We start from the raw sequence: 22,788 nt of genomic DNA, 5'->3' as shown, positions 1-22,788 counted from the left end.
TATTCCTCGTGCAATCAGCGACCGGTTTCAGGACTGACCAACTGATTGTCTTCCAAAACTGTATTGCTGTTCAATCTCTGTTGCAGCATATGATCCTGAATATAATTATTCAGCCGACGACGCTGCTCATAAACCTGCTCATTACTCACGCCTTGAGATTGTGCCTGCTGCAATGGTGCCGTTTGCAAACTCACCGGCGATGCAGTCCCCAGCAATGGTCGGGTTGACAGTACCGGCATGGGCGCCGTATCGCCTGTTGCCGGCTGGGTATAATTCTGTACCCCCACCACAGCAACCAAGGCCACACTGGCCGCTATCGCATATTGACCAAACTGTTTAAACAGCGGGACAACTTTGGATTTTGCCGCAGTAACATTCTGTACACGCTGCTCTACCTGCGGTATATCATTAGCTTGAACTGGACGCTTCGGCGCCACAATAGCAGGTTCATCTTCAATCGCTGCTGCAATACGCGCTGACAGATCCAAATTGAGCGTACCGGGTAATTCACCTCGCATGGCATCACCAATCATATGGTAATTGCGCCATTTATCGTGGGAACCGGTATCAGCAGACAAGTCTGCCATAGCCTGAGCGTCAACCTCGCCATCGACGGCGGCAGAGACCCACTCCTGACCTAATTTATCCATTTTTCACCTGTCTCACTATCAATTTTCCAGCAGCGGCTGGAGCTTTTTATCAATGGCTTCCCGGGCGCGAAAAATCCGAGACCTCACGGTACCGACCGGGCATTCCATCACATTAGCAATATCCTCGTAGCTCATTCCATCGAGTTCCCGTAGGGAAATTGCCATCCGTAATTCTTCCGGTAATGTTTCAAGGGTTTCAAACACCACCGCTTTAATTTCATCTGACAGCATCAATCGCTCAGGAGAATCAAACTCCTTTAGCGCATCTGAGCCGTCGTAATACTCAGCATCATCGACATCGATATCATTAGCCGGTGCCCGACGTCCCTGTGATACCAAATAATTTTTCGCAGTATTAACCGCAATGCGATACAGCCAAGTGTAAAACGCACTTTCACCCCGAAAATTTGGCAACGCCCGGTAAGCTTTGATAAACGCTTCCTGAGCGACATCGGCTACATCAGCCTGATTTCTGACATACCTCGCGATAAGGTTGATCACCTTCCCCTGATATTTATGTACCAGCAGGTTAAATGCATTTTTATCGCCATGCTGAACCCGTTCAACGAGTTGCTGATCACTTATTTGTCCACTCATCCGAGCCGACTTCTCCCAATATAACTTACTGATTTTTCAGTCGCTCGAATCATTCTTACTCTATGTAGACTCAAGTTCCGAGAAAAAGTTCTGGTTCTTAAAAAAAAGATCACGTTCGAAATAGAAAAGATGGTTTACCATGGTCGAACCTTCAGACCAATCATGATACCCGATGAAACAAGCAGTTGAACACCAATCTGATATTCTGGTTATCGGTGGTGGTGCCGCTGGTCTGACACTGGCACTGCAGCTGGCCGATAATGCCAAGATTATTCTTCTCTCCAAAGGACCTTTGTCAGAAGGCTCCACTTACTACGCTCAAGGCGGCATCGCCTCGGTTTACAAGGAAGATGAAGATACTATCGCTTCCCATGTCGCCGATACCTTGGTCGCTGGAGCTGGACTGTGTGACGAAACCGCCGTCACCTTTACCGCCACCAATGCCCGGGCAGCCATGCAGTGGCTAATTGATTCCGGCGTTGCCTTTGATAAAGAGGAAAACAGTCAGGATCAAGCCAATGCGCCATATCACCTGACCCGGGAAGGTGGCCACAGCCACAGACGGATTTTCCACGCTGCAGATGCTACCGGCAAAGAAGTCCAACTCACCCTGCAAGACCGCGTTCTACACCATCCCAATATCACCGTGCTCGAGCGCTATAATGCCATCGACCTGATTACGACCCGTAAACTGGGCCGTAGCGGTAACCGCGTTATTGGTGCTTATGTCTGGAACCGACAGCAAGAACATGTAGAAACTATCCGCGCTCGGTTTGTGGTGCTGGCCACAGGCGGTAGCTCTAAGGTGTATCAGTATACCTCCAACCCGGATATTGCCAGCGGCGATGGTATTGCCATGGCGTGGCGTGCAGGATGTCGCGTCGCCAATATGGAATTTAATCAGTTTCATCCCACCTGTCTGTATCACCCTGAAGCTCGCAACTTCCTGTTGACCGAAGCCCTGCGTGGTGAAGGCGCTTATCTCAAGCGTCCGGACGGTACCCGTTTTATGCCTGAATTTGATGAACGTGCTGAACTGGCACCACGGGATATTGTTGCCCGCGCCATCGACTTTGAAATGAAACGCCTCGGAGCCGACTGTGTCTTCTTAGACATCAGTCATAAGCCGAAAGAATTTATCGTTAAACATTTCCCCACTATTTATCAACGTTGTCTCGCCCTAGGGATTGATATGGCTAAAGAGCCTATCCCTGTGGTACCGGCAGCCCACTATACCTGTGGTGGGGTAATGACAGATCTGCATGGCCAAACCGACTTAAACGGCTTATATGCTATCGGTGAAGTGGCGTACACCGGCTTGCACGGCGCCAACCGCTTGGCCAGCAATTCGCTGCTTGAGTGTTTGGTGTTTGCCCGTGCTGCGGCAGAAGATATCAGCAGTCAACTGGAAAAAATCCCGCTACCTGGTCCATTACCACACTGGGATGAAAGCCAGGTCTGTAACTCAGATGAAGAAGTGGTGATTGCCCACAACTGGCATGAACTGCGCCTCTTTATGTGGGACTATGTAGGGATTGTCCGTACTGACAAACGGCTGGAGCGCGCGCTGCGCCGGGTACAGATGCTGCAACAAGAAATTGATGAGTACTACTCTAATTTCCGTGTGAGCAACAACCTACTGGAACTGCGTAACTTGGTACAAGTTGCCGAATTGATTATCCGCTGTGCCATGGCTCGCAAAGAAAGCCGCGGGTTGCATTGCACGCTGGATTATCCTGAAAAGCTGGATAACCCTCAGCCAACGATTCTGCAGCCAAACTAATCGGCTTGCTCATGTGCCGCTCAAGGCCAGGCAACAAAAAAACGGCGCACTATTGCGCCGTTTTTCATTACAGTTATTCATACTGTTATGCCAATTGTTTTAACGTGCAGAGTCCAGCAACCACCGACATAAATAACGATAATCGTCCTCACTGAGCATATCCGCAAACACTAACAATACCTTTTTTCTGCCAGAGTCCATGTGCTCACCTTGGGGCAAATCATATTGCTGATAATATAGTAGCGAACACCAAGGCAGCACTCGGCTTGTTTTGTGACACTGCATTTCAATGCCATCAAGTAAAAACCGAGGTTGACTATCGTGCTTTTGCCTCGCTAGCAAAGTGATACTGTGCTGCCAATGCCGTAAAGCAACCCACTGCCAGATCAACACAGATGTCCAACATAAGCCAAACAGCCACAATATCCCGGTCAGGGTCTCTGAGGAGATAAAAGCAACGTCAGTCGGGCACAGTAATATCACTATCATGGCCCCCAGCAAATACAGCAAGACCAACGTTCTATATTGATAAGCTGATGCCCGAAGATAAAAACAGCGCCCCGAACTTAACGACAGTGCCCGGCCTGATGAAGTTTTCGTTGATGTCATCAACAAAAACTCCTCTTGCCCCAATACTCAGGCGCGATATCGTCCCAACGGAATATCATTAAGCTGCGTCACGACCACGCACTTTAATCACCATCTGCGCCAGCTCCGCATCCGGACAAGTTTCATGACCCATAAACCAGGCAAATAATTCTGGGTCCTCACAGGACAGTAAACGGACAAAACAGGCTTTATCCTGCTCATTTAAGCCTGTATAGTGCTGGTTAACAAAAGGCTCAAACAACACATCTAACTCGAGCATACCTCTTCGACAAGCCCATTTTACCCGGGACAAACTCATCAGCTCAGACACAGTCAACTCCTTGCTTTTCTTCATGGCCCTGTGGCCAATTTATTCTGCTATAGCCCGGCGATCCCCGGGTCTTTACCTGCAAACAAATCACTAAAATCTGTCGCGAGCAACCGCTTTAATGCGGGATGCTGGATCATACGCTCAGCAAACATCACATGATATTCCTGCCGCACCTCATGGGTCTCCCCAATGAGGGAAATATTTTGATCAAAGATATCTTGTTTATAAATCGATGGTGCCACAAAAATCCCCTGCCGGAAAAAACCGAAAGCCTTCATCATGGCTGAGTCATCAAACTCTCCTAAGATCCGCACATTTAAGCCATTATCATCAAACCAGCGATGTAACTGCTGCCCCATAGACGTACGCTTTCCAGGAATAAGCAAAGGCACCTGCTCTAGGCAAGCGGGAAACTCTCCAGGGACTTCTCCGGCGGCAAAAAAACCTATCCCACATTCACCCAATTTTTTCGACAAGATTTCAGGATACTGCAACGAACCGCCAGCACAATCAGATAAAATCATATCCAATTTGTGCTCCCGTAAACGACTCATCAGTAATTCATGGGTCGCTTCATAGCATGCTAGATGTAAACTGCCATCATCGGGAAAACCTGCCAACAAAATACGACTGGACAGGGTTTTAGACAGCGCATCAGCAATCCCCACTTCAAACAATACCGATTCATCTTGCTGATAATTGAGGATATCCATTAGCTCGTAACTCAGGTTAAACATCTTATCTGCATACCGAAAGACCAGCTGCCCCAGCTCTGTCGCCTCTAGATTACGGCCAACCCGGGTAAACAGTTCGCCATTGAGTCGCCCTTCCAACGCCCTAATCTGGCCAGTCACTGTCTGCGGCGTCAGACACAAGGCATCAGCCGCCTTAACGACAGAGCCTTTACGCTTGACCATCCAAAAATAATACAGGTGGTTATAGTTGAGATGAGACATGGGGTTATCCATAAAAAAACCGCTCAAATGAGCGGTTTACAGTCTATCCAATCCACAGCGAATTCGCATTAATTCAATCGCTGGCAGTGCAACAGCTCTTTTACAGCTTGTTCCAATGCTGCGCGATCACGAATTTCACCACTACTGAATGCCTCAGTGACACCTAAGACCAGCGCATCACGATCCGGTAAACGATCAGCACAGAACATACGGTTAGCTTCCTGATAACGCTTACCACCACGGTATTTCAATGCACGGGATTCATAACCATTGGTCTCCAACCGCGCCCCTGCAGCAGTAGGCTTGTACATTAGTGCGCCATCCACCACACCATCAAGATAAGCTTGGCAAACCGGAGTACGGGCATCCTTAATACATTCAGCGAGAGGATCTGCCTGAGCAAACGCTGAAAAACCCACCAGGCAAGTGACAGCTAAAAGTTGTTTTTTCATTCTTTTTCTCCTTGTTCCGGTAGCACTTTTGACAACCACAGGTAACCGATTACCGCGGCCAACATAGACCCCATAAGGATCCCCAGTCGCGACAGATCACCATAGCTATTACTGCCGTGTTCAAATGCCAGAGAAGCAATAAACATCGACATAGTAAAACCAATCCCGCACATCACTGCCACTGGGAAAATATGCCGCCAGCTTATCCCGGCCGGCAACTCAGCCAACTTAAGCTTCACCGCTAAATAACTAAACAGCATTACGCCAATAGGTTTACCCAGCAGCAAACCTGTTGCGATCCCCAGTGGCACTGGCGAAAACAACGTATCTAGACTCATATTCCCAAGCGGCACCCCTGCGTTGGCAAATGCAAAGATAGGCAGGATCATAAAGGTGCTCCAAGGATGCAGACTGTGCTCAAGACTCTCTGAAGGCGAGCTGCCATCTTTCCCTCGCAGCGGGATAGCAAAAGCGATAATGACGCCGGCTAAGGTGGCGTGCACCCCAGATTTCAATACCGCAACCCAAAGAATGGTGCCAATCACAGCGTATGGGGCAAGTGCGGTAATACCGCGGCGGTTCATAATAAATAAACCTGACACAGCAACAGCAGCAATAGCCAAACTGAGCATGGAAAGATCACTGCTATAAAACAGGGCAATAATCACAATCACGCCCAAGTCATCAATAATGGCAAGCGCCAGCAAAAATACTTTCAGCGCCACCGGCACCCGGCTTCCCAACAGCGCCATAATCCCTAATGCAAAGGCAATATCTGTTGCGGCAGGAATTGCCCAACCCGCGCGGGTCACAGGATCATCCATATTGAACAGCAGATAAAACGCCGCAGGGACCAGCATGCCACCAACCGCAGCGATGGTAGGTAAAGAGGCTTTCGCGACACTGGAAAGAGCCCCTTCCAGCAATTCACGCTTCACCTCTAGGCCAATCAGCAAGAAGAAAATCGCCATCAAACCATCATTAATCCACAGCAATAAGGGCTTGTGAATATCCAAGGCGCCTAGGCGCACCTGCATAGGCGTATCAAGAAATCCTTCATACAGACCGGATAACGGGGAGTTTGCCATCAGCATGGCAAATGCTACTGCAATCAGCAGTAAAATGCCCCCCGCCGACTCCTGACTTAAAAAATTTCTAATCGCCCTTTCCATAACCTACTCCGAAAAATCACAATGTGATGAGTCTAGCCAAATTCAATTTCTTTAAAAAATCGCAAGTTTCTACCTCAAACATCGGAATTTCCGAGGTGTTCATCCCTGAAACCTGCTGAGATCAGATAGCGACTGGTGCCTTAATGTGGGGATGAGGCTCGTATCCAGTCAACTCAAAATCTTCAAATTTATAGTCAAAAATCGATTCAGGTTTACGCAGAATCGTCATCTTAGGTAATGCTTTAGGCTCACGGCTCAATTGCAGCGCAGTCTGTTCCATATGGTTGGAATACAGATGAGTATCACCGCCAGTCCAAACAAAATCACCCAGTGCTAAATCACACTGTTGCGCCACCATCATGGTCAGTAAGGCGTAACTAGCAATATTGAATGGCAGTCCTAAAAACACATCACAACTGCGCTGATACAGCTGACAAGACAATTTCCCGTCGGCCACATAGAACTGGAAAAATGCATGGCAAGGTGCCAAAGCCATCTTATCCAATTCACCCACATTCCAGGCTGACACAATCAAACGACGGGAGTCTGGCTGCGTTTTTATCTGCTCGATCACCTGGCTTATCTGGTCAATAGCGTCGCCAGACTGGGTTGGCCAACTGCGCCATTGCGCGCCATATACTGGGCCCAAATCACCATTTTCATCAGCCCACTCATCCCAAATACTGACATTGTTATCATGCAGATACTTGATATTGGTCTCGCCTTTCAAAAACCAAAGCAACTCATGAATGATGGAACGCAGATGGCATTTCTTGGTGGTCACCAAAGGAAAGCCTTCATTCAAATCAAACCGCATCTGATGGCCAAACACAGAGCGGGTACCTGTCCCGGTCCGGTCTGATTTCTCAGTGCCGTTATCAAGAATGTGCTGCATTAAGTCCAAATATTGTTGCATCAGTTATTACCCTGCTTCCGAAAAATTAAATATAAACCAAACAAAATCATAGGGATTGATAAAATCTGTCCCATTGTTACATAGCTCAGGAAGAAACCGACCTGAGCATCAGGCTGGCGCACTGTCTCCACCAAGCAACGGAAAATTCCGTAACCGACCAAGAACATACCGGACACGGCACCGGCCTGATGCGGCTTACGCTTGTACCAGTTCAATAAAATGAACAGCGCCACACCTTCCAATGCAAATTCATACAATTGAGAGGGATGACGTGGATAAGGCCCACCACTAGGAAACACCATGGCCCAAGGCACATCAGTCACGCGTCCCCACAGCTCACCATTGATAAAGTTGCCGATCCGGCCAGCACCCAAACCAATCGGTACCACAGGTGCGACCATATCCGCCACCTGGAAAAAAGTACGACCTTGTTTGCGGGCAATGTACCACATGGCCAAAATCACACCAATCATACCACCGTGGAACGACATGCCACCTTCGGTGATTTTGAACAGATACAGTGGGTTAGCCAAGAAAAGATCAAAGTTATAAAACAGCACATAACCAATACGACCCCCGAGGATCACCCCAAGAAAGGCATAAAACAGCAGATCAGAGACCTGATCCCGATTCCAAAGCCCCTTCGAACGGTCGGCATAGCGGTTTAACAGCCACATTGCGGCTACAAATCCCACCAGATACATAAAGCCATACCAGCGTAGTGCTGGCTCAAAGCTTTCACCAAAAATATGAAAAGGCCCGAATGACACGATAATCGGGTCAATATGGGGATATGTCAACGCCATAAAACTTCCAACCAAACCCGTAAAACGGGTAATTTAACACCACAATCAGCCCAGCATCAGCTTCAGGCCAATCACCAATAACAACAAAGCAAAAATCTTTTTCAGCACCGGCGTTGGCCAGGTACTCGCCGCCTTAACGCCCCAAGGCGCAGCCCACACTGATGTCATCACAATCCCAGCCAGCGCAGGCAGATAGACATACCCTAACGTCCCCACGGGTAACCCGGGAACGGCCCAACCGGCAACAATATACCCGAGACTGCCGCTCAAGGCGATAAACAGCCCCACCGCAGAAGATACCCCGACGGCAAAACGCATCTGCATTCCGCACCAACTCAGAAACGGCACCAAAAGTACCCCGCCACCAATCCCCATCAGGCCGGCTATCATAGCGATAAGCAGCGTAATGGCAAACAAGACGATATTACCCGGCAATGCGCGCCCCGCATCAGGCCGAAACGGGAAAGTCATCTGCACCGCCATTAACATCACAAATACAGCAAAAGCCTGTTGTAATCTGGTGGCAGGAATCAGCTCAGCAACAAAGCCAGACAGCAGCGCCCCGCATAAAATGCCCGGCAACATACGCAGCAAAATATGCCAATCAATATTTTGACGTTTGTGGTGTGCGCGGGTGGAAGAAAAAGAAGTGAGAATAATTGCTGCCAAGGAGGTCGCAATCGCAATATGAGGGAGTTGGGCAACCGTAATACCAGCTTTAGGTAATAGGTACAGCAACGCAGGTACAATAATCAGCCCCCCGCCAATCCCCAGCAAACCAGCCATAAAGCCGACAAACGCGCCAAGGCCCAGACATAGGCTGAACACCCAGATAATATTTTCCACGGCGATCCCTTAATTACACCCATAAATAACACTGAAGCTCTGGGTGTCATCATCTGCCTAAGTGGCAGTTCTTATTGATTAACCAGCGTTAATAAGTGCCGAGAGTCGAGATATTCCCGCACAATCTCACGAACATCCTGGGCATCATCTTGCTCTAAAGCAATATCAAGCAAGTTACTCAGCTCACCACAAGAAACCCGTCGCAGCAGATAGTTGATGCGTGCCAAACTGTCCTGGTTCATACTTAATTGGCTATACCCCATCGCCACTAATAACAGTGCCCCCATGGGTTCCCCGGCCAGCTCACCGCAAACACTGACATCCAATCCATATTGTCCACAGTCAAACCGGGCACGCTGGAGCGCCCGTAGTAATGCGGGATGAAAACTGTCAAACAGACTGCTGACACTGGGGTTATTGCGATCTACCGCCAGCAGATATTGGGTCAAATCATTGGTACCGACTGACACAAAGTCCACCCGCAGTGCCACTTCACGCAGTTGATATAACAATGCCGGCACCTCGAGCATAATTCCAACCCGGGGACGAGATAGCTGACCATCCAATTCAGCTTTTACTTCAGCAAAAGCTTGATTGAAGTAACACAGCGCCATATCAATTTCAGCCACCGAGCTTACCATAGGGAAAAGCACCGACAGCTTACCGCCACTGGAAAATGCCCGCATCATCGCCCGCAGCTGTACCAGGAATAATTCCGGATGATCTAATGACAGCCGGATCCCACGCCACCCCAAGAACGGATTTTCCTCCTTGATGGGGAAGTAAGGCAAGGGTTTATCGCCGCCAATATCCAAAGTACGCATCACAACCGGTCGGCTACCGACCGCCCGGCGTACTTGACGATAGACTTTGACCTGTTCAGATTCGCTGGGAAAACGCTGCTCCAGCATAAAGGGAATTTCCGTCCGGTACAGTCCGATACCATCGGCCCCGTCAGCAATGGTATTCTCCATACCACTGATCAGTCCGGCATTAAGATGCAAATGAATACGCTGCTTATCCAATGTTTCTGCCGGTAAGGTCAATTCTGCAGCATAACGCCGAGCCAGCGCCTTTTCCGACTCCAATAAGGCGCGGTATTCTCGCAATACGACCGCGGAAGGCCCGATCAGTAACTGCCCTCGGCTGGCATTTAGCACCAGCTCGACCTGCTCTAACGTGTCAGGCTCCAGCCCGTCTAGCACCGCCTCAACCCCTGTCAGTGCCGGGATCCCCAAAGCCCGAGCCACAATCGCCACATGAGCATTCACGCCGCCTAACTCAGTGACAATGCCTGCCAATTTTTGCTGCGGAAACTCAACTAAGAGTCCAATATCCACTTCCCTGGCAATTAAAATTACCGGCTTATCCGGTGCTAAGCGCACTTTCCCCGGTTCAATCAACTGGCGCAGCACCCGTTGACCCAGTTCACGAATATCCCGCGCCCGCTCTTTAAGATACGCATCATCCATCGCCGCAAACTGGGCGATATAACGCATAGAAACACGACTCACCGCAGACTCGGCTTGCCACCCGGCCTGTACTTCTTGCAGATACTCGCCGCCCAGACTTTGCTCATCCAACAGCATAATCAGCGCCGAAACAATATTACTGACCTCATCATCAGCATTATGTTCAAATCGCTGTAATAGCGCGGTTAGCGCCGCCTTACTGCGGCTAAGCGCCTGTTCGAGCCGCATCAGCTCTGCGGTAATATCATCACAACGCTGCTGCGCTTGTTCTAGCGAAATTTCCCCGCCCAGCACCAATCCCTTAGCAATGGCAATTCCGCGACTGGCACAGGTGCCACGAAACACACTCTGCTGCCCTGGATGTGGAAGTGCTCGCTTACGGCGCACATTATTAATCGCCATGGCTAACTGGGCCGCTAGCGTCAGTAAAAAGGCTTCTTCCCCTTCACTAAATTGGCGCGCCGCTTCCTGCTGCACGAGGATCACGCCAAGTAATCTTTGCTGATAGATAATAGGGGCGGCCAAAAAGGCCTGAAATGCGTCTTCTGCCACTTCCGGACAGACTTTAAAGCGGGGGTGAGACTGCGCCTGAGCTAAATTGAGTAATTCACCGCGCTGGGCGACTGTACCAACCAGCCCCTCGCCTAATGATATGGTCACCTGTCCTACAGCAGATTTGGCTAACCCATCTGTAGCCGACAGGAGTAGTTTCCCTTGCTCCAACAGATAAACAGAGCAGCAATGGGTCTGCATCGCCGCGTTGGTCCGGCGAACCAACAGTGTTAACGCCTCCTCTAGACTGGCCGCACCGGCCACGGCCTGTGTAATATCCCTGAGCGTAGTTAACACTGTTTCAATCCCCTTTTGAAATCAGTTACGTTGTTTAGTTCGCCGTCGGTGATTTTCCCGCACCTGAAATGGCAGTGCCGTGGCGGCAAACTCTTTCATCACTTTACGGTACACATCCCGTTTGAATGACACTACCTGACGCACCGGATACCAATAACTGACCCAACGCCAGTCATCAAATTCCGGATGTCCAGACAGGGTTAAATCAATGGCCTGATCCTGGCTTTTCAACTGTAATAAAAACCACTTTTGCTTCTGACCGATGCAGACTGGTTTACTGTCCTGACGCACCAAACGCTTAGGCAAACGATAACGCAACCAAGAGCGGGTTGAGGTCAGGATCTGCACATGTTCCGGCTTCAACCCAACTTCCTCATAAAGCTCTCGATACATAGCTTGTTCTGGCGTTTCGCCGTCATCAACTCCGCCTTGGGGGAATTGCCATGAATGTTGTCCGAAACGTCGGGCCCACATGACCTGACCGAATTTATTACAGATGATGATGCCCACATTTGCGCGAAAGCCGTCGCTATCAATCACATGGACTCCAAAGTACACAAATTTTAATGCCCCGATTGTTTCACAAAGGAGCAATAGCAGCAAACCTCTATTTTTAACGGATTTTTGGATAAAGCTATTTCCAAACTAGGCTTATCAACAAGCAAAGGGCAATGTTCGTCATTATTATCCACAAAATCTGTGGATAACTCTGTTTGCAACTCAACAACAATGGTATTTTTCAGCCATTCAATCAGATAAGCAAAAAATGTGACTTAAGCCAAACAACGAGCAAGATACTGATTTATATTAATATATTTATTAAACTCAACTTAATATGGCGACAAGCAGAACAAAAAGCATAAATTTTCACCCATGCCTTTTTATTTGTCTCTGCCCAACACTTATTCACATTGTCAAGCCTGATGGCACAAAAAATCCGCGGTCTCTATAACAACACAGAAAAATCAGCCAGCTAAAATGTGATTAACACCATACAGTTATCCCATAATTCTGTGGATAACTATGTGCGGAAGGTAGGGGAAATCAGCGCGTAACTGTTTTTATTGCAGATACATCAATATGAATTTAAATTTATATTGTTTATATTCAAATACTTAAAAAAAATACGCCACTCGTTAGATTAATACATATTTTGCGGTTATTTTTTAACCAACCGGCAATAGCATACCCACCATGCTATTTTTTCATCGCCTAACTTGACGCAATTTATTCCTATCTATTTCCCACTTTATCTCCATAAACAGGATAAACACCATATCAGCGCCCAACTGATATAATTCCAAACACCGCCGGAAACATGATGTTGACCGGATCATACAAACAGAAACAAAGCATAAGGAAACACTATGGCCATTTCACCGCCAGCCAGCCTAGAAGAACTGATGCAGCGGGTCGATGCCATTGCCGGAGTGACATTAGGCCAATTAGCACAATCCCATCAACTATCGGTGCCAAAGGATCTTCGGCGCGATAAAGGCTGGATAGGGCAATTGTTGGAACTGGAACTGGGGGCGACGGCAGGCTCCAGACCGGAGCAGGATTTTTTACATCTAGGCGTAGAGCTAAAAACCATCCCCATCGATAGCCGGGGAAAACCATTAGAAACCACTTATGTCTGCGTCACACCACTCACCAATATTCAGGGCATGCAATGGCAACAAAGTTTGGTGTATCACAAATTACAACGGGTACTCTGGATCCCAGTGCAGGGAGAGCGACACATCCCCATTGCACAGCGTTGTATCGGCACAGGGATTTTATGGCAACCTGATGCGCAGGAATTGTCCCTACTACAACAGGATTGGGAAGAATTAATGGAGATGATAGCGACAGGTCAAGTAGACAAAATCACCGCCAGACATGGCGAGGTCTTACAACTTCGTCCCAAAGCGGCTAACAGCCGAGTGCTGACTGAATGTATTGCTGCCGATGGCAGTATCCGACTTACCAACCCCAGAGGCTTTTATTTAAAAACCCAATTTACGGCCGCTATTTTGGCAAAAACCTTTGGCTAACTCACAGCTTTAACAGATCTTTTTGTTGGTTTTTCAATTATTCCGGCATTTTCATCGGATTTTGATGGCTCTGGGCATAGAATCCGGTAAATTATGCAAAAATCGGCACTTCATCTGCCTTTACCTTGACACAGATCACAATACCGGCTGGAAAAGACATCGGGATATTAATACACTAACTGCTCTTCGCAGCAGCTTCACCTCCAGAGTAAATAGTAGTCAGTGAGAGCGAGTCGTCAGGCCAAAAAACTGGTGTTTGCCATCCTAGCGTGGACGGCCTCCATGGCCGCCTTTGTATTTTTCCGCTACGCGCAGACACCGGATCTTCCCCAATGGGCCGTTGGCTCAGGAGATCTGGCCACTCTGGCTATCTATATGGGGATCATCTTCGGCAGTCTGCATTGGTTATCCAACCTTATCGCCGACTTCTCAGCGATTAACCGACTTCCTTATGTTTTCTCTGTGATATTCAAAGGGCTGTTTTTGCTGCTTGGGGCCACAACACTGGCCTATATCACCCAGTTTTTGAATATGTGGGCCATTGAAAATCATATGGCGACCCTCAGGCAAATGCTCACTGTCCACATTCTCTATACCCCCTCATTTCAGGCGTTAATCGTTTACTTGGTGGTAGTGCGGGTTGGGCTCGCGTTTATTGAGCAAATGGGGTTATTGGTTGGCCCCAGAGTACTGATGAATATTGGTATGGGGAAATACCACAAGCCAAGATATGAACAGCGTTTATTTCTATATCTGGATATGGTGGCGTCGACGACCCATGCTGAGTCTTTAGGTGACTACCGCTTTAGCCGCCTAATTCAAGACAGTTTTAGTTTATTGGCCGATACGGTATCCAATAATGAAGCGGAAATTTACCGTTATATGGGCGATGCGGTGCTGATCCACTGGCCACTAGAAGAAGGTATTGTTCATGATAGGTGTATGAACATTTACTTTGAATTCAGTCAACAATTAAATTGGCAACGCCAATACTTTGAAGAGCATTATGGCTTTGTACCCAAATTCAAAGCGGCGGCGCACTGTGGTCAGGTTGTTGCTGCGGTGGTTGGCGTACACAAGCAGGAAATCAGTTTCTTCTCCGATGTGCTCAACACCTTGGCAAGACTACAAGACCAGTGTAATCCACTCGGCCAACGCATGCTGATCTCAGGTAATCTAGCGGCTCGACTCGATAGCAGTGACAGTCGTTATGATTTGCATAATTTGGGACCGGTCAAGCTCAAAGGTAAACAACATTCCACCATTGTCTACGGCGTATCCCCCAAACTCTGATTGCATCAGCATCCTCACTAACTGTCATCCACCCACAATCTCAACCCAACTATTTATAGCCATTTGATGTCCACGGTTTGGCTGTCCAGCTGTTTTAGCTGAGTACCTGCGCACCTGAAATAAAGTCCGCTAACCACGTTAGTAGTATGCAATGTAAAACAATGCCACACAAAATAAAGTACATTGTTCCCGGTTCTTCTTCAGTGCGTAAAAACAAAAAAACCTCCCGCAGGAGGTTTTTTAGCAACGACAAAGTGGCAGGTTATTTTTCCTGCAATAACTTCTCAATTTCCAACCCTAAGGTACGGAAAGTGGAAATACGGCTAGTAGTTTGACGCCAGACCAAACCAATATCCCGATAAGGGGCTTCTCCCGGCGGGTTAATCACTTTCAGATCAGTGTCTTTTAAGATCCCGGCATCAATCGCCATCTGCGGTAAGAAGGTAGTACCCAGCTTACTGTTTACCATCTGCACCAAGGTATGCAAACTGGTGGCAGCAAATGGATTCACTTTCGCACTGTCACGTAACTGACAAGCACTAATGGCATGCCCGGTAATACAGTGCTCATTCTGCAACAAGAAAATACTCTCATCGGGCAACATCTGATAATCCACAGGCTCAACAAATGCCCCCTGAAGATCTTTGTGCACCACCATTTTGAAAGGATCGAGCCCAACTTTCATACTGTGATAACCACGGGTGTCAACAGGTAGTGCTAATAGCAACAGATCCAACTCACCTTTACCTAAGGCCTCAAGCAAACGATCTGTTGTATCTTCTTTTAATAACAGCGTCAAATTAGGAAAATGACTCTGACAATGGCGCACCACCCGGCTTAGCAGAAACGGCGCAATGGTAGGAATACAACCCAAACGGATTTCGCCTGTCATCGGCTCGCCCTGGTTCCGTACCAACTCCACCAAATCATCAACGTCGGTCAGCAGTTTACGTGAACGCAGTACCACTTCTTCGCCGATAGCAGTAAACATAAATGATTTATGATCCCGCTCAATAAGCTGGTGTCCCAGCTGCTCTTCCAGATTCTGAATCCCACTGGACAGGGTTGATTGACTGACATGACAAACCTTAGCAGCCCGGTTAAAATTCTGTTCTTGATGCAGATTAACCAGGTAAAAAAGGTTTTTCAGACTCGGTAAATGTTTCATTTATTCGATTGCCTTGCTCATTTAGTACCGAATTTTTTGCTGTATGCACTCTACCATATTTCACTTTACCGCAAAGCGCTCTAGGCAATAGGAATGTGACTCTTATCGGACAATTCGGTCAGCCTAATGGTAAAAACCGAACAGTTGTACAAATTAAAACCAGTTTTACCGCCATCATCACTGACGATGACCACAGTGGCTAATACATCATAGTGATTGCAGGTTTACAGCAAGCTCATGCCGCCAATAGATTAACTCATCACCAGCATGACAAGCTGTACAAATAAAAAATGACGCTTGCGCCTAAATAGGCACAGCGCCATTTATTACAGCTTACTGCTCAGCCAGCAAACCAGTTACGGTAAATAGACAGTTACTAGATCTTAGCTTCCAAGTAATCTTTCAACATGGCCAAATCAGACTGGGCGTGCTCCACAATCACACTAAGCCAGCGCCCATGCATCTCTTGCCAATCAGAAGCTTCGCCATGCTGCAATAACTGAGCATGCTGCTGGATCCGTTTTAGCCCCACAGAGCCTGCCGCACCTTTAAATTTATGTGCCTCTGCGCACAAGGTATCTTTTTCCCCTGCAGCATCTGCCTTAACCAAATTAGCAACATATTCCGGCATCAACTGTTCAAATAACACTACACTTTTAAGCAAGGTACCGGCACCGATAGCACTGCAGTATTGCTCCAAGGTGTTCAGATCGAGAATATTGTCCAGTTTAGTTGTTGCCATTGATGGCCCCCTCAAATACGGTAAATCAGCCAATGCACTTATCTGAATAAAAACCGTAAGTTAGGAATATATCCCTCACATAAACATCAGACGGCTTATTCAGATATCACAATAAAAAACAGATAGTCGATGAATACCGCTCATCATACCGACTAAACGCTGCTGCGCAACTGGTTACAACCCTACTCAGACAAACTTAATAAAACTTAACACTTTAATAACTTTTACTGTTGGGATTTTTTACTCATATAGCCATAGGCAGATGCAGTTGTTTATTTCTGCGAACAAATCTCACTATCAAGGTTGCAATCCGTTATAAATGGCCGCGCCGTATGACACCCCTGCCCCCCAAACTGGCGCAAATTATCCACAATCGCCACCAGCCCATTCCAACGAAACTGGCACCAATCCGGCCCCAGCAACATAGGTTTTTTCGCATAGGCTGTTACGCGGTGGAGGATCACCTCTGCAGGAATGGTTCGAATCATCTCGCCAACACTGGTCGCATAATCCTCCAGCGTCAGTAGCGACATCCGCCCAGCCCGCAGAGCTTTTGCCATAGTACTGCCCTCTACCACATGAAGTGGATGAATTTTCAACCCGTCAACCCCAGCTTGCAGCACCTTATCTAACGTGTGCATATAATCGCTGTGCTCTTCACCTGGCAAGCCAAGAATAAGGTGAGTACAGACTTTCAACCCACGCCGCCTTGCACGGGTAACCGTATCTAAATAAACCGCAAAATCATGGCCACGATTAATGCGTTTCAAGGTTACATCATTAGCCGTCTGCAGTCCCAGTTCCAACCAAACATCCAACCCTTGCTGCTGATAATCCAGCAGTAAATCCAGCACAGTATCCGGAACACAATCAGGTCGGGTCCCTACACTTAACCCGACAATATCCGCGTCCATTATGGCTTCATCATAGCGTTGTTTCAGCAACTGATATTCATCATATGTACTGGTATACGCTTGAAAGTAAGCAATATATTTATCTGAAATTCCTTTAGCACTGCCGACTTTACGGGCACGTTTATCCTGCAAACTAGCCTTGCCTTGGGCTAACTGCTGTGAAATGGTCAAAGGTGAGCCCATCTCATGACTAAAAGAAGCCACATTGCAAAAAGTGCAACCACCGCGCCCTAGGGTGCCATCCCGGTTAGGACAGGTAAATTTGGCATCTATGGTCAGTTTCTTTACCCGAGCACCGTATTTAGCTTTGCACACGGCCCCGAATGTATTGACGTATTGATCTAGTCCCACAGCGACATCCCGCCAGACAGAAGAAAATGGGGGGTATTTTAAAAAATGCAGCGCAATACGTCATGGTCAACCTGCAAGTTTTACCTTTTTGTCACAAACATCACCAATACCACGATTGGGTAAAAATGCATATTTTATGACTTTATAAACAAAGTAAAATTATCATCATGAGTAATATAATCTATATTTATCATATAGATAAAATCAAAACCATTAGTAAAACCCAGCCAACAATCTATATAAAAAGTGAAAAAATATGACTTAATATCATTTTTAAATTGACGTTTTATTGAGCAATGGATAATTTGATGGGCTCGGACGCTAACGATAGCAAGCGTCAATAGGCTCCCTCAGGTGGTATCAAAGCATGGTCTCTGAACCATAGGGACGGGATTTTGTCAGGGAGGTGTCCAATGAGTCTGTATCATCCTAGTTTTGAACGGGATAACTGTGGGTTTGGCCTGATCGCCCAAATGGACGGTGAGCCCAGTCACCGCATTGTTCGTACCGCTATCCATGGTTTAGATCGAATGAAACACCGGGGCGGTATCGCAGCTGACGGTGAAACCGGTGATGGCTGTGGCCTACTGATGCAACTGCCAGTTAAATTTTTTACCGCCATTGCGGCAGAAAATGACTGGCATCTGAGCCGTAAATTTGCCGTTGGCATGTTATTTCTCAGCCAAGATGACACAAAAGCCGAACATGCCCAACAACTCTTGGCACAAGAACTGGAAAAAGAAACCCTCAGCATTGCAGGGTGGCGTAAAGTTCCTATCAATCCCGATGCCCTTGGGCCCATTGGCCGTCACACACTGCCCCGTATATACCAAGTACTGATCAACTCTCCGATTGGCTGGCGAGAAAAAGATTTAGAACGCCGCTTATATATGGCCAGACGTCGGCTGGAGCAGCAACTCACTGAAGATAAGGACTTTTATGTTGCCAGCCTATCCGGTCAGGTGATTGTCTATAAAGGCTTGATGATGCCTGCGACCCTGCCGACCTTTTATCTCGACTTAGCAGATATTCGTTTACAAAGTTCCATCTGTCTGTTTCACCAGCGTTTTTCGACGAATACTTCACCCAAATGGCCTTTAGCCCAACCATTTCGTTATCTAGCCCATAATGGCGAAATTAATACCATTACCGGCAACCGCCAATGGGCAAGAGCCAGAGCATACAAATTCAACTCCCCACTGTTGCCAGACCTGCAGCAGGCGGCTCCCTTTGTCAACGAAAGCGGCTCAGACTCATCTTCCTTGGACAATATGCTAGAAATGCTGTTATCTGGGGGCATGGATCTCTACCGAGCCATGCGACTATTGATCCCGCCAGCATGGCAAAGCAATCCAGAAATGGATGATGATCTTAAAGCCTTTTATGATTTTAACTCCATGCATATGGAACCTTGGGATGGCCCGGCGGGGATTGTGATGACCAATGGACGCCATGCCGCCTGCGCGGTGGACCGCAATGGGCTGCGCCCTTCCCGTTATGTCATCACTAAAGACAGGATCCTCACCCTCGCCTCAGAAATCGGCATCTGGGATTATGGCCCGGATGAAGTGATCGAAAAAGGCCGCGTTGGCCCAGGTGAATTACTGGTTCTCGATACCTTAGATGGTCGACTGTATCAGTCATTTGAAATTGATAATGATCTCAAGCGCCGTCATCCCTATAAGCAATGGATGGCTAAAAACTCTCAAACCCTCACGCCAGCAAGCCAGGTACCGTCAGCGCAGCACGGCAACAGTGAGTTCTCACCCCAAGCACTGCTGCAATTTCAAAAGCTGTTTGGTTATAGCCGTGAAGAACTGGAGCAAATCATTTGGGTATTAGCCAGTAAGGGAGAAGAGGCAACCGGCTCCATGGGAGATGACACGCCAATGGCAGTGTTATCTCGCCACACTCGCAGTTTGTATGATTATTTCCGGCAAAAGTTTGCCCAGGTCACCAACCCGGCCATCGATCCGCTGCGAGAAAAACATGTGATGTCACTCACCACCTGTATCGGTCGTGAGCAAAACCTGTTCAACGAAACCACAGGTAACGCCTACCGGGTCATGTTTGAATCCCCAGTGTTACTATTCAGTGATTTTAGTCAGTTGATGACACTGGATAAAACCAACTATCGCGCCGACACCCTACAACTCAGTTACCGACCTGATGAAGGGCTAGCCTGCGCCATTGCCCGCATCACCGATGAAGCGGAAAAACTGGCTCGTACCGGCACGACACTGCTGATCCTGTCTGACCGACTAATCACCGCTAACACCCAGTTAATCCCGGCCGCCATGGCCGTTGGCGCTGTCCAACAACGTCTGGTGGATAAGAGCCTACGCTGTGACACAAATATCATTGTTGAAACCGGCTCAGCCCGAGATCCACACCACTTTGCCGTATTACTGGGATTTGGTGCCACCGCTATCTATCCCTATCTGGTATATGAGTCCATCGCGGCACTGGCGCAGCAACAACAATTGAATGATACCCGCACATTGATGCTCAATTACCGTCAGGGGATTGATAAGGGACTACGCAAAATTATGTCCAAAATGGGCATCAGTACCGTCGGCTCGTATCGTTGCAGCCAACAATTTGAAGCAGTGGGACTGGCCGATGATGTGATTAAACTGTGCTTCAATGGGGTTATCAGCCGTATTCAAGGCGCCGGATTTACCCAACTGGCAGCGGATCAAGCCAAACTGCATCAGCAAGCCTTTGCCCCCCATAAACCGCTCCCCCAGGGCGGGTTACTAAAATATGTCGCTCGCGGTGAATACCACTGTTTTAATCCAGATGTAGTCAGCGAACTACAACAAGCATTGCGCCAACATGATTATCAGGCATACCGCCGCTTTGCTCAGCGAGTTGATCAGCGCCCCGTAGCCACACTGCGGGATTTATTAACGCTATCCCTCGCCGATACACCACTGCCGCTGGACAGTATTGAAGCGGCACAATCCCTTTATCCGCGTTTTGATACTGCCGCCATGAGTATCGGGGCATTAAGTCCAGAGGCCCATGAAGCACTGGCTATTGCCATGAATCGACTGGGTGGACGCTCCAACTCTGGTGAAGGGGGGGAAGATCCTCGCCGTTTTAATACACTGCGTAACTCAGCCATTAAACAGATCGCCTCCGGCCGCTTTGGGGTCACCGCCCACTACCTGATTAATGCCGATGTTTTGCAGATAAAAATTGCCCAAGGGGCAAAACCCGGTGAAGGCGGACAGTTACCTGGGGACAAAGTCAGTGTGGATATTGCCGCGCTACGCTATGCCCGCCCCGGGGTGACATTGATTTCGCCACCACCACACCATGACATTTATTCCATTGAGGATTTAGCTCAGCTGATTTTCGATCTCAAGCAGATCAATCCCACCGCAATGGTTTCTGTCAAACTCGTCTCTGAGCCGGGCATTGGCACCATTGCCACCGGGGTAGCCAAAGCCTATGCCGATATGATCACAGTATCTGGTTATGATGGCGGAACCGGTGCCAGTCCACTGACTTCAGTAAAATATGCCGGCAGCCCTTGGGAGCTGGGATTAGCCGAAGTACATCAGGCGCTAATCCGCAATGGTCTACGCCATAAAATTCGCTTGCAAGCTGATGGCGGATTAAAAACCGGCTTGGATGTAATTAAAGCAGCTTTACTGGGGGCCGAGAGCTTCGGCTTTGGCACTGTGCCCATGATTGCCCTTGGTTGCAAATACCTGCGGATTTGTCATCTCAATAACTGCGCCACCGGCGTAGCCACTCAACATGAAACTTTGCGCCAACAGCACTTTCACGGCAAGCCAGAACAGGTGATGGCTTACTTTGAGTTTGTTGCCCAAGATGTGCGCGAATGGATGGCCAAGCTGGGCATCCATCATTTTGAGCAGTTGATCGGCCGCACAGATCTACTCGATACCCTGCCCGGAGAAACCGATAAACAGCAGGGACTGGACTTATCAGCTCTATTAGAGACACCGCCAGTACACGCGCACAGCACCAACCGCTGGCAAGAATGTAATACTCCAGCAGATCCTGGACGGTTAAATCAGACGCTACTTAGCCATTGCCAACAAGCTATTGAGCAAGATCTCGGGCTAAGTGCCCAGTTTAAAATTAATAATACCGACCGCTCTGTCGGGGCGGCGCTGGCTGGTTATATTGCCCGCCACCATGGGGTCAAAGGATGTCATCAACCTTTAGCGCTCACCTTTCAGGGAACAGCCGGACAAAGCTTTGGTGTGTGGAATAGCCCAGGAATGGCGCTGACGCTGATTGGCGATGCCAATGATTATGTCGGTAAAGGGATGTCTGGCGGCCAACTAGTGCTACACCCTCCCCTTGGCAGCCACTTTAAAACCGAACGTTCTGCCATTATCGGTAATACCTGTCTTTATGGTGCTACCGGCGGGCATTTGTTTGCTGCCGGGCAAGCCGGAGAGCGTTTTGCCGTGCGAAATTCAGGTGCTATCGCCGTTGTTGAGGGAGTGGGAGATAACGGTTGTGAATATATGACTGGCGGTATTGTTACTGTGTTGGGTAAAACCGGAGTCAACTTTGGCGCCGGCATGACAGGGGGATTTGCCTATGTATTTGACCAGTTTGGTGAGTTTCATAAACGCCTAAATCCTGAACTGGTTGCGGCGCATCAGTTAGAGAACCCTATTCACCAGTCCCATCTTAAAGGATTGATTGAGGCCCATGCCCGCCATACCGGCAGTGAGCATGCCGCCATGTTGCTCAGTGACTTTGACAACTGGTTAGATTGTTTTGTATTGGTCAAACCCAAACATCTGGCCATGGCAGATCTACTGAAGCACGGGCAAAGTGGACAAGTATTAGCGATCAACGGAGGATAAGGCC

The 22,788-nt window shown here is 48.2% G+C and carries 19 protein-coding genes; 4 read left to right on the top strand and 15 right to left on the bottom strand.

Annotation, left to right across the window (positions count from 1 at the left end):
* Nucleotides 1-14 precede the first annotated feature (14 nt).
* A complete protein-coding gene (locus NFHSH190041_RS05545; protein WP_261924292.1) occupies nt 15-650 on the bottom strand; it encodes a sigma-E factor negative regulatory protein in 636 nt (211 codons plus the stop codon).
* 18 nt (nt 651-668) lie between these two features.
* Nucleotides 669-1,247, bottom strand: a complete 579-nt coding sequence (gene rpoE, locus NFHSH190041_RS05540) for an RNA polymerase sigma factor RpoE (protein ID WP_261924291.1) — start codon at nt 1,245-1,247, stop codon at nt 669-671.
* A 172-nt stretch (nt 1,248-1,419) separates the two neighbouring features.
* Between rpoE and nadB the strand changes: the two genes are divergently transcribed.
* Nucleotides 1,420-3,030, top strand: coding sequence for an L-aspartate oxidase (nadB, locus tag NFHSH190041_RS05535; RefSeq protein ID WP_261924290.1), 1,611 nt, complete (start codon nt 1,420-1,422; stop codon nt 3,028-3,030).
* Nucleotides 3,031-3,129: 99 nt separating this feature from the next.
* Here nadB and NFHSH190041_RS05530 read toward each other — a convergent pair whose 3' ends face one another.
* From NFHSH190041_RS05530 to rppH, 10 genes are all read right to left on the bottom strand, one after another.
* Nucleotides 3,130-3,639 carry a protein YgfX gene (locus NFHSH190041_RS05530; RefSeq protein ID WP_261924289.1) on the bottom strand — a complete coding sequence of 170 codons (510 nt, stop codon included), beginning with the start codon at nt 3,637-3,639 and terminating at the stop codon, nt 3,130-3,132.
* Nucleotides 3,640-3,697: 58 nt separating this feature from the next.
* Nucleotides 3,698-3,937, bottom strand: a complete 240-nt coding sequence (locus NFHSH190041_RS05525; protein ID WP_261925049.1) for a succinate dehydrogenase assembly factor 2 — start codon at nt 3,935-3,937, stop codon at nt 3,698-3,700.
* Nucleotides 3,938-3,996: 59 nt separating this feature from the next.
* Entirely contained in the window at nt 3,997-4,905 is a 909-nt protein-coding gene (gene nhaR, locus NFHSH190041_RS05520) for a transcriptional activator NhaR (RefSeq protein WP_261924288.1), read from the bottom strand.
* 68 nt (nt 4,906-4,973) lie between these two features.
* Nucleotides 4,974-5,357 carry a hypothetical protein gene (locus NFHSH190041_RS05515; protein WP_261924287.1) on the bottom strand — a complete coding sequence of 128 codons (384 nt, stop codon included), beginning with the start codon at nt 5,355-5,357 and terminating at the stop codon, nt 4,974-4,976.
* Entirely contained in the window at nt 5,354-6,529 is a 1,176-nt protein-coding gene (gene nhaA, locus NFHSH190041_RS05510) for a Na+/H+ antiporter NhaA (RefSeq protein WP_261924286.1), read from the bottom strand. The genes NFHSH190041_RS05515 and nhaA overlap by 4 nt, the downstream gene beginning before the upstream one ends.
* Before the next feature lie 121 nt (nt 6,530-6,650).
* Nucleotides 6,651-7,445 (bottom strand): thymidylate synthase, encoded by a 795-nt coding sequence (gene thyA, locus NFHSH190041_RS05505; protein ID WP_261924285.1) that lies wholly within the window; start codon nt 7,443-7,445, stop codon nt 6,651-6,653.
* The gene (gene lgt, locus NFHSH190041_RS05500; RefSeq protein WP_261924284.1) at nt 7,445-8,251 is read right to left on the bottom strand and encodes a prolipoprotein diacylglyceryl transferase; all 807 of its coding nucleotides are present in this window, start codon (nt 8,249-8,251) and stop codon (nt 7,445-7,447) included. The genes thyA and lgt overlap by 1 nt, the downstream gene beginning before the upstream one ends.
* A gap of 45 nt (nt 8,252-8,296) precedes the next feature.
* Nucleotides 8,297-9,097, bottom strand: coding sequence for a sulfite exporter TauE/SafE family protein (locus NFHSH190041_RS05495; protein WP_261924283.1), 801 nt, complete (start codon nt 9,095-9,097; stop codon nt 8,297-8,299).
* Nucleotides 9,098-9,168: 71 nt separating this feature from the next.
* Complete coding sequence (ptsP, locus tag NFHSH190041_RS05490; RefSeq protein WP_261924282.1) at nt 9,169-11,418, bottom strand: phosphoenolpyruvate--protein phosphotransferase; 2,250 nt, start codon at nt 11,416-11,418, stop codon at nt 9,169-9,171.
* Nucleotides 11,419-11,439: 21 nt separating this feature from the next.
* Entirely contained in the window at nt 11,440-11,958 is a 519-nt protein-coding gene (gene rppH, locus NFHSH190041_RS05485) for an RNA pyrophosphohydrolase (protein WP_261924281.1), read from the bottom strand.
* An 827-nt stretch (nt 11,959-12,785) separates the two neighbouring features.
* Between rppH and mutH the strand changes: the two genes are divergently transcribed.
* Together mutH and NFHSH190041_RS05475 are read left to right on the top strand one after the other, a co-directional pair.
* Nucleotides 12,786-13,454 carry a DNA mismatch repair endonuclease MutH gene (mutH, locus tag NFHSH190041_RS05480; protein WP_261924280.1) on the top strand — a complete coding sequence of 223 codons (669 nt, stop codon included), beginning with the start codon at nt 12,786-12,788 and terminating at the stop codon, nt 13,452-13,454.
* Between the two features lie 222 nt (nt 13,455-13,676).
* The gene (locus tag NFHSH190041_RS05475; RefSeq protein WP_261924279.1) at nt 13,677-14,747 is read left to right on the top strand and encodes an adenylate/guanylate cyclase domain-containing protein; all 1,071 of its coding nucleotides are present in this window, start codon (nt 13,677-13,679) and stop codon (nt 14,745-14,747) included.
* 262 nt (nt 14,748-15,009) lie between these two features.
* Here NFHSH190041_RS05475 and oxyR read toward each other — a convergent pair whose 3' ends face one another.
* The 3 genes from oxyR to NFHSH190041_RS05460 form a co-directional block, all read right to left on the bottom strand.
* Nucleotides 15,010-15,915, bottom strand: coding sequence for a hydrogen peroxide-inducible genes transcriptional activator OxyR (gene oxyR / locus NFHSH190041_RS05470; RefSeq protein WP_261924278.1), 906 nt, complete (start codon nt 15,913-15,915; stop codon nt 15,010-15,012).
* Between the two features lie 376 nt (nt 15,916-16,291).
* On the bottom strand, nt 16,292-16,657 hold the full coding sequence (locus NFHSH190041_RS05465) for an Hpt domain-containing protein (RefSeq protein WP_261924277.1): 366 nt from the start codon (nt 16,655-16,657) through the stop codon (nt 16,292-16,294).
* 272 nt (nt 16,658-16,929) lie between these two features.
* Nucleotides 16,930-17,922 (bottom strand): TIGR01212 family radical SAM protein, encoded by a 993-nt coding sequence (locus tag NFHSH190041_RS05460; protein WP_261924276.1) that lies wholly within the window; start codon nt 17,920-17,922, stop codon nt 16,930-16,932.
* 413 nt (nt 17,923-18,335) lie between these two features.
* Between NFHSH190041_RS05460 and gltB the strand changes: the two genes are divergently transcribed.
* Nucleotides 18,336-22,784: a glutamate synthase large subunit gene (gene gltB / locus NFHSH190041_RS05455; RefSeq protein ID WP_261924275.1), complete on the top strand. Its 4,449-nt coding sequence runs from the start codon at nt 18,336-18,338 to the stop codon at nt 22,782-22,784.
* The last annotated feature ends 4 nt before the right edge of the window (nt 22,785-22,788 follow it).

The sequence above is a fragment of the Shewanella sp. NFH-SH190041 genome, from assembly GCF_024363255.1.
GTDB lineage: Bacteria > Pseudomonadota > Gammaproteobacteria > Enterobacterales > Shewanellaceae > Shewanella.
This window is presented reverse-complemented; position numbering and strand designations above follow the sequence as displayed.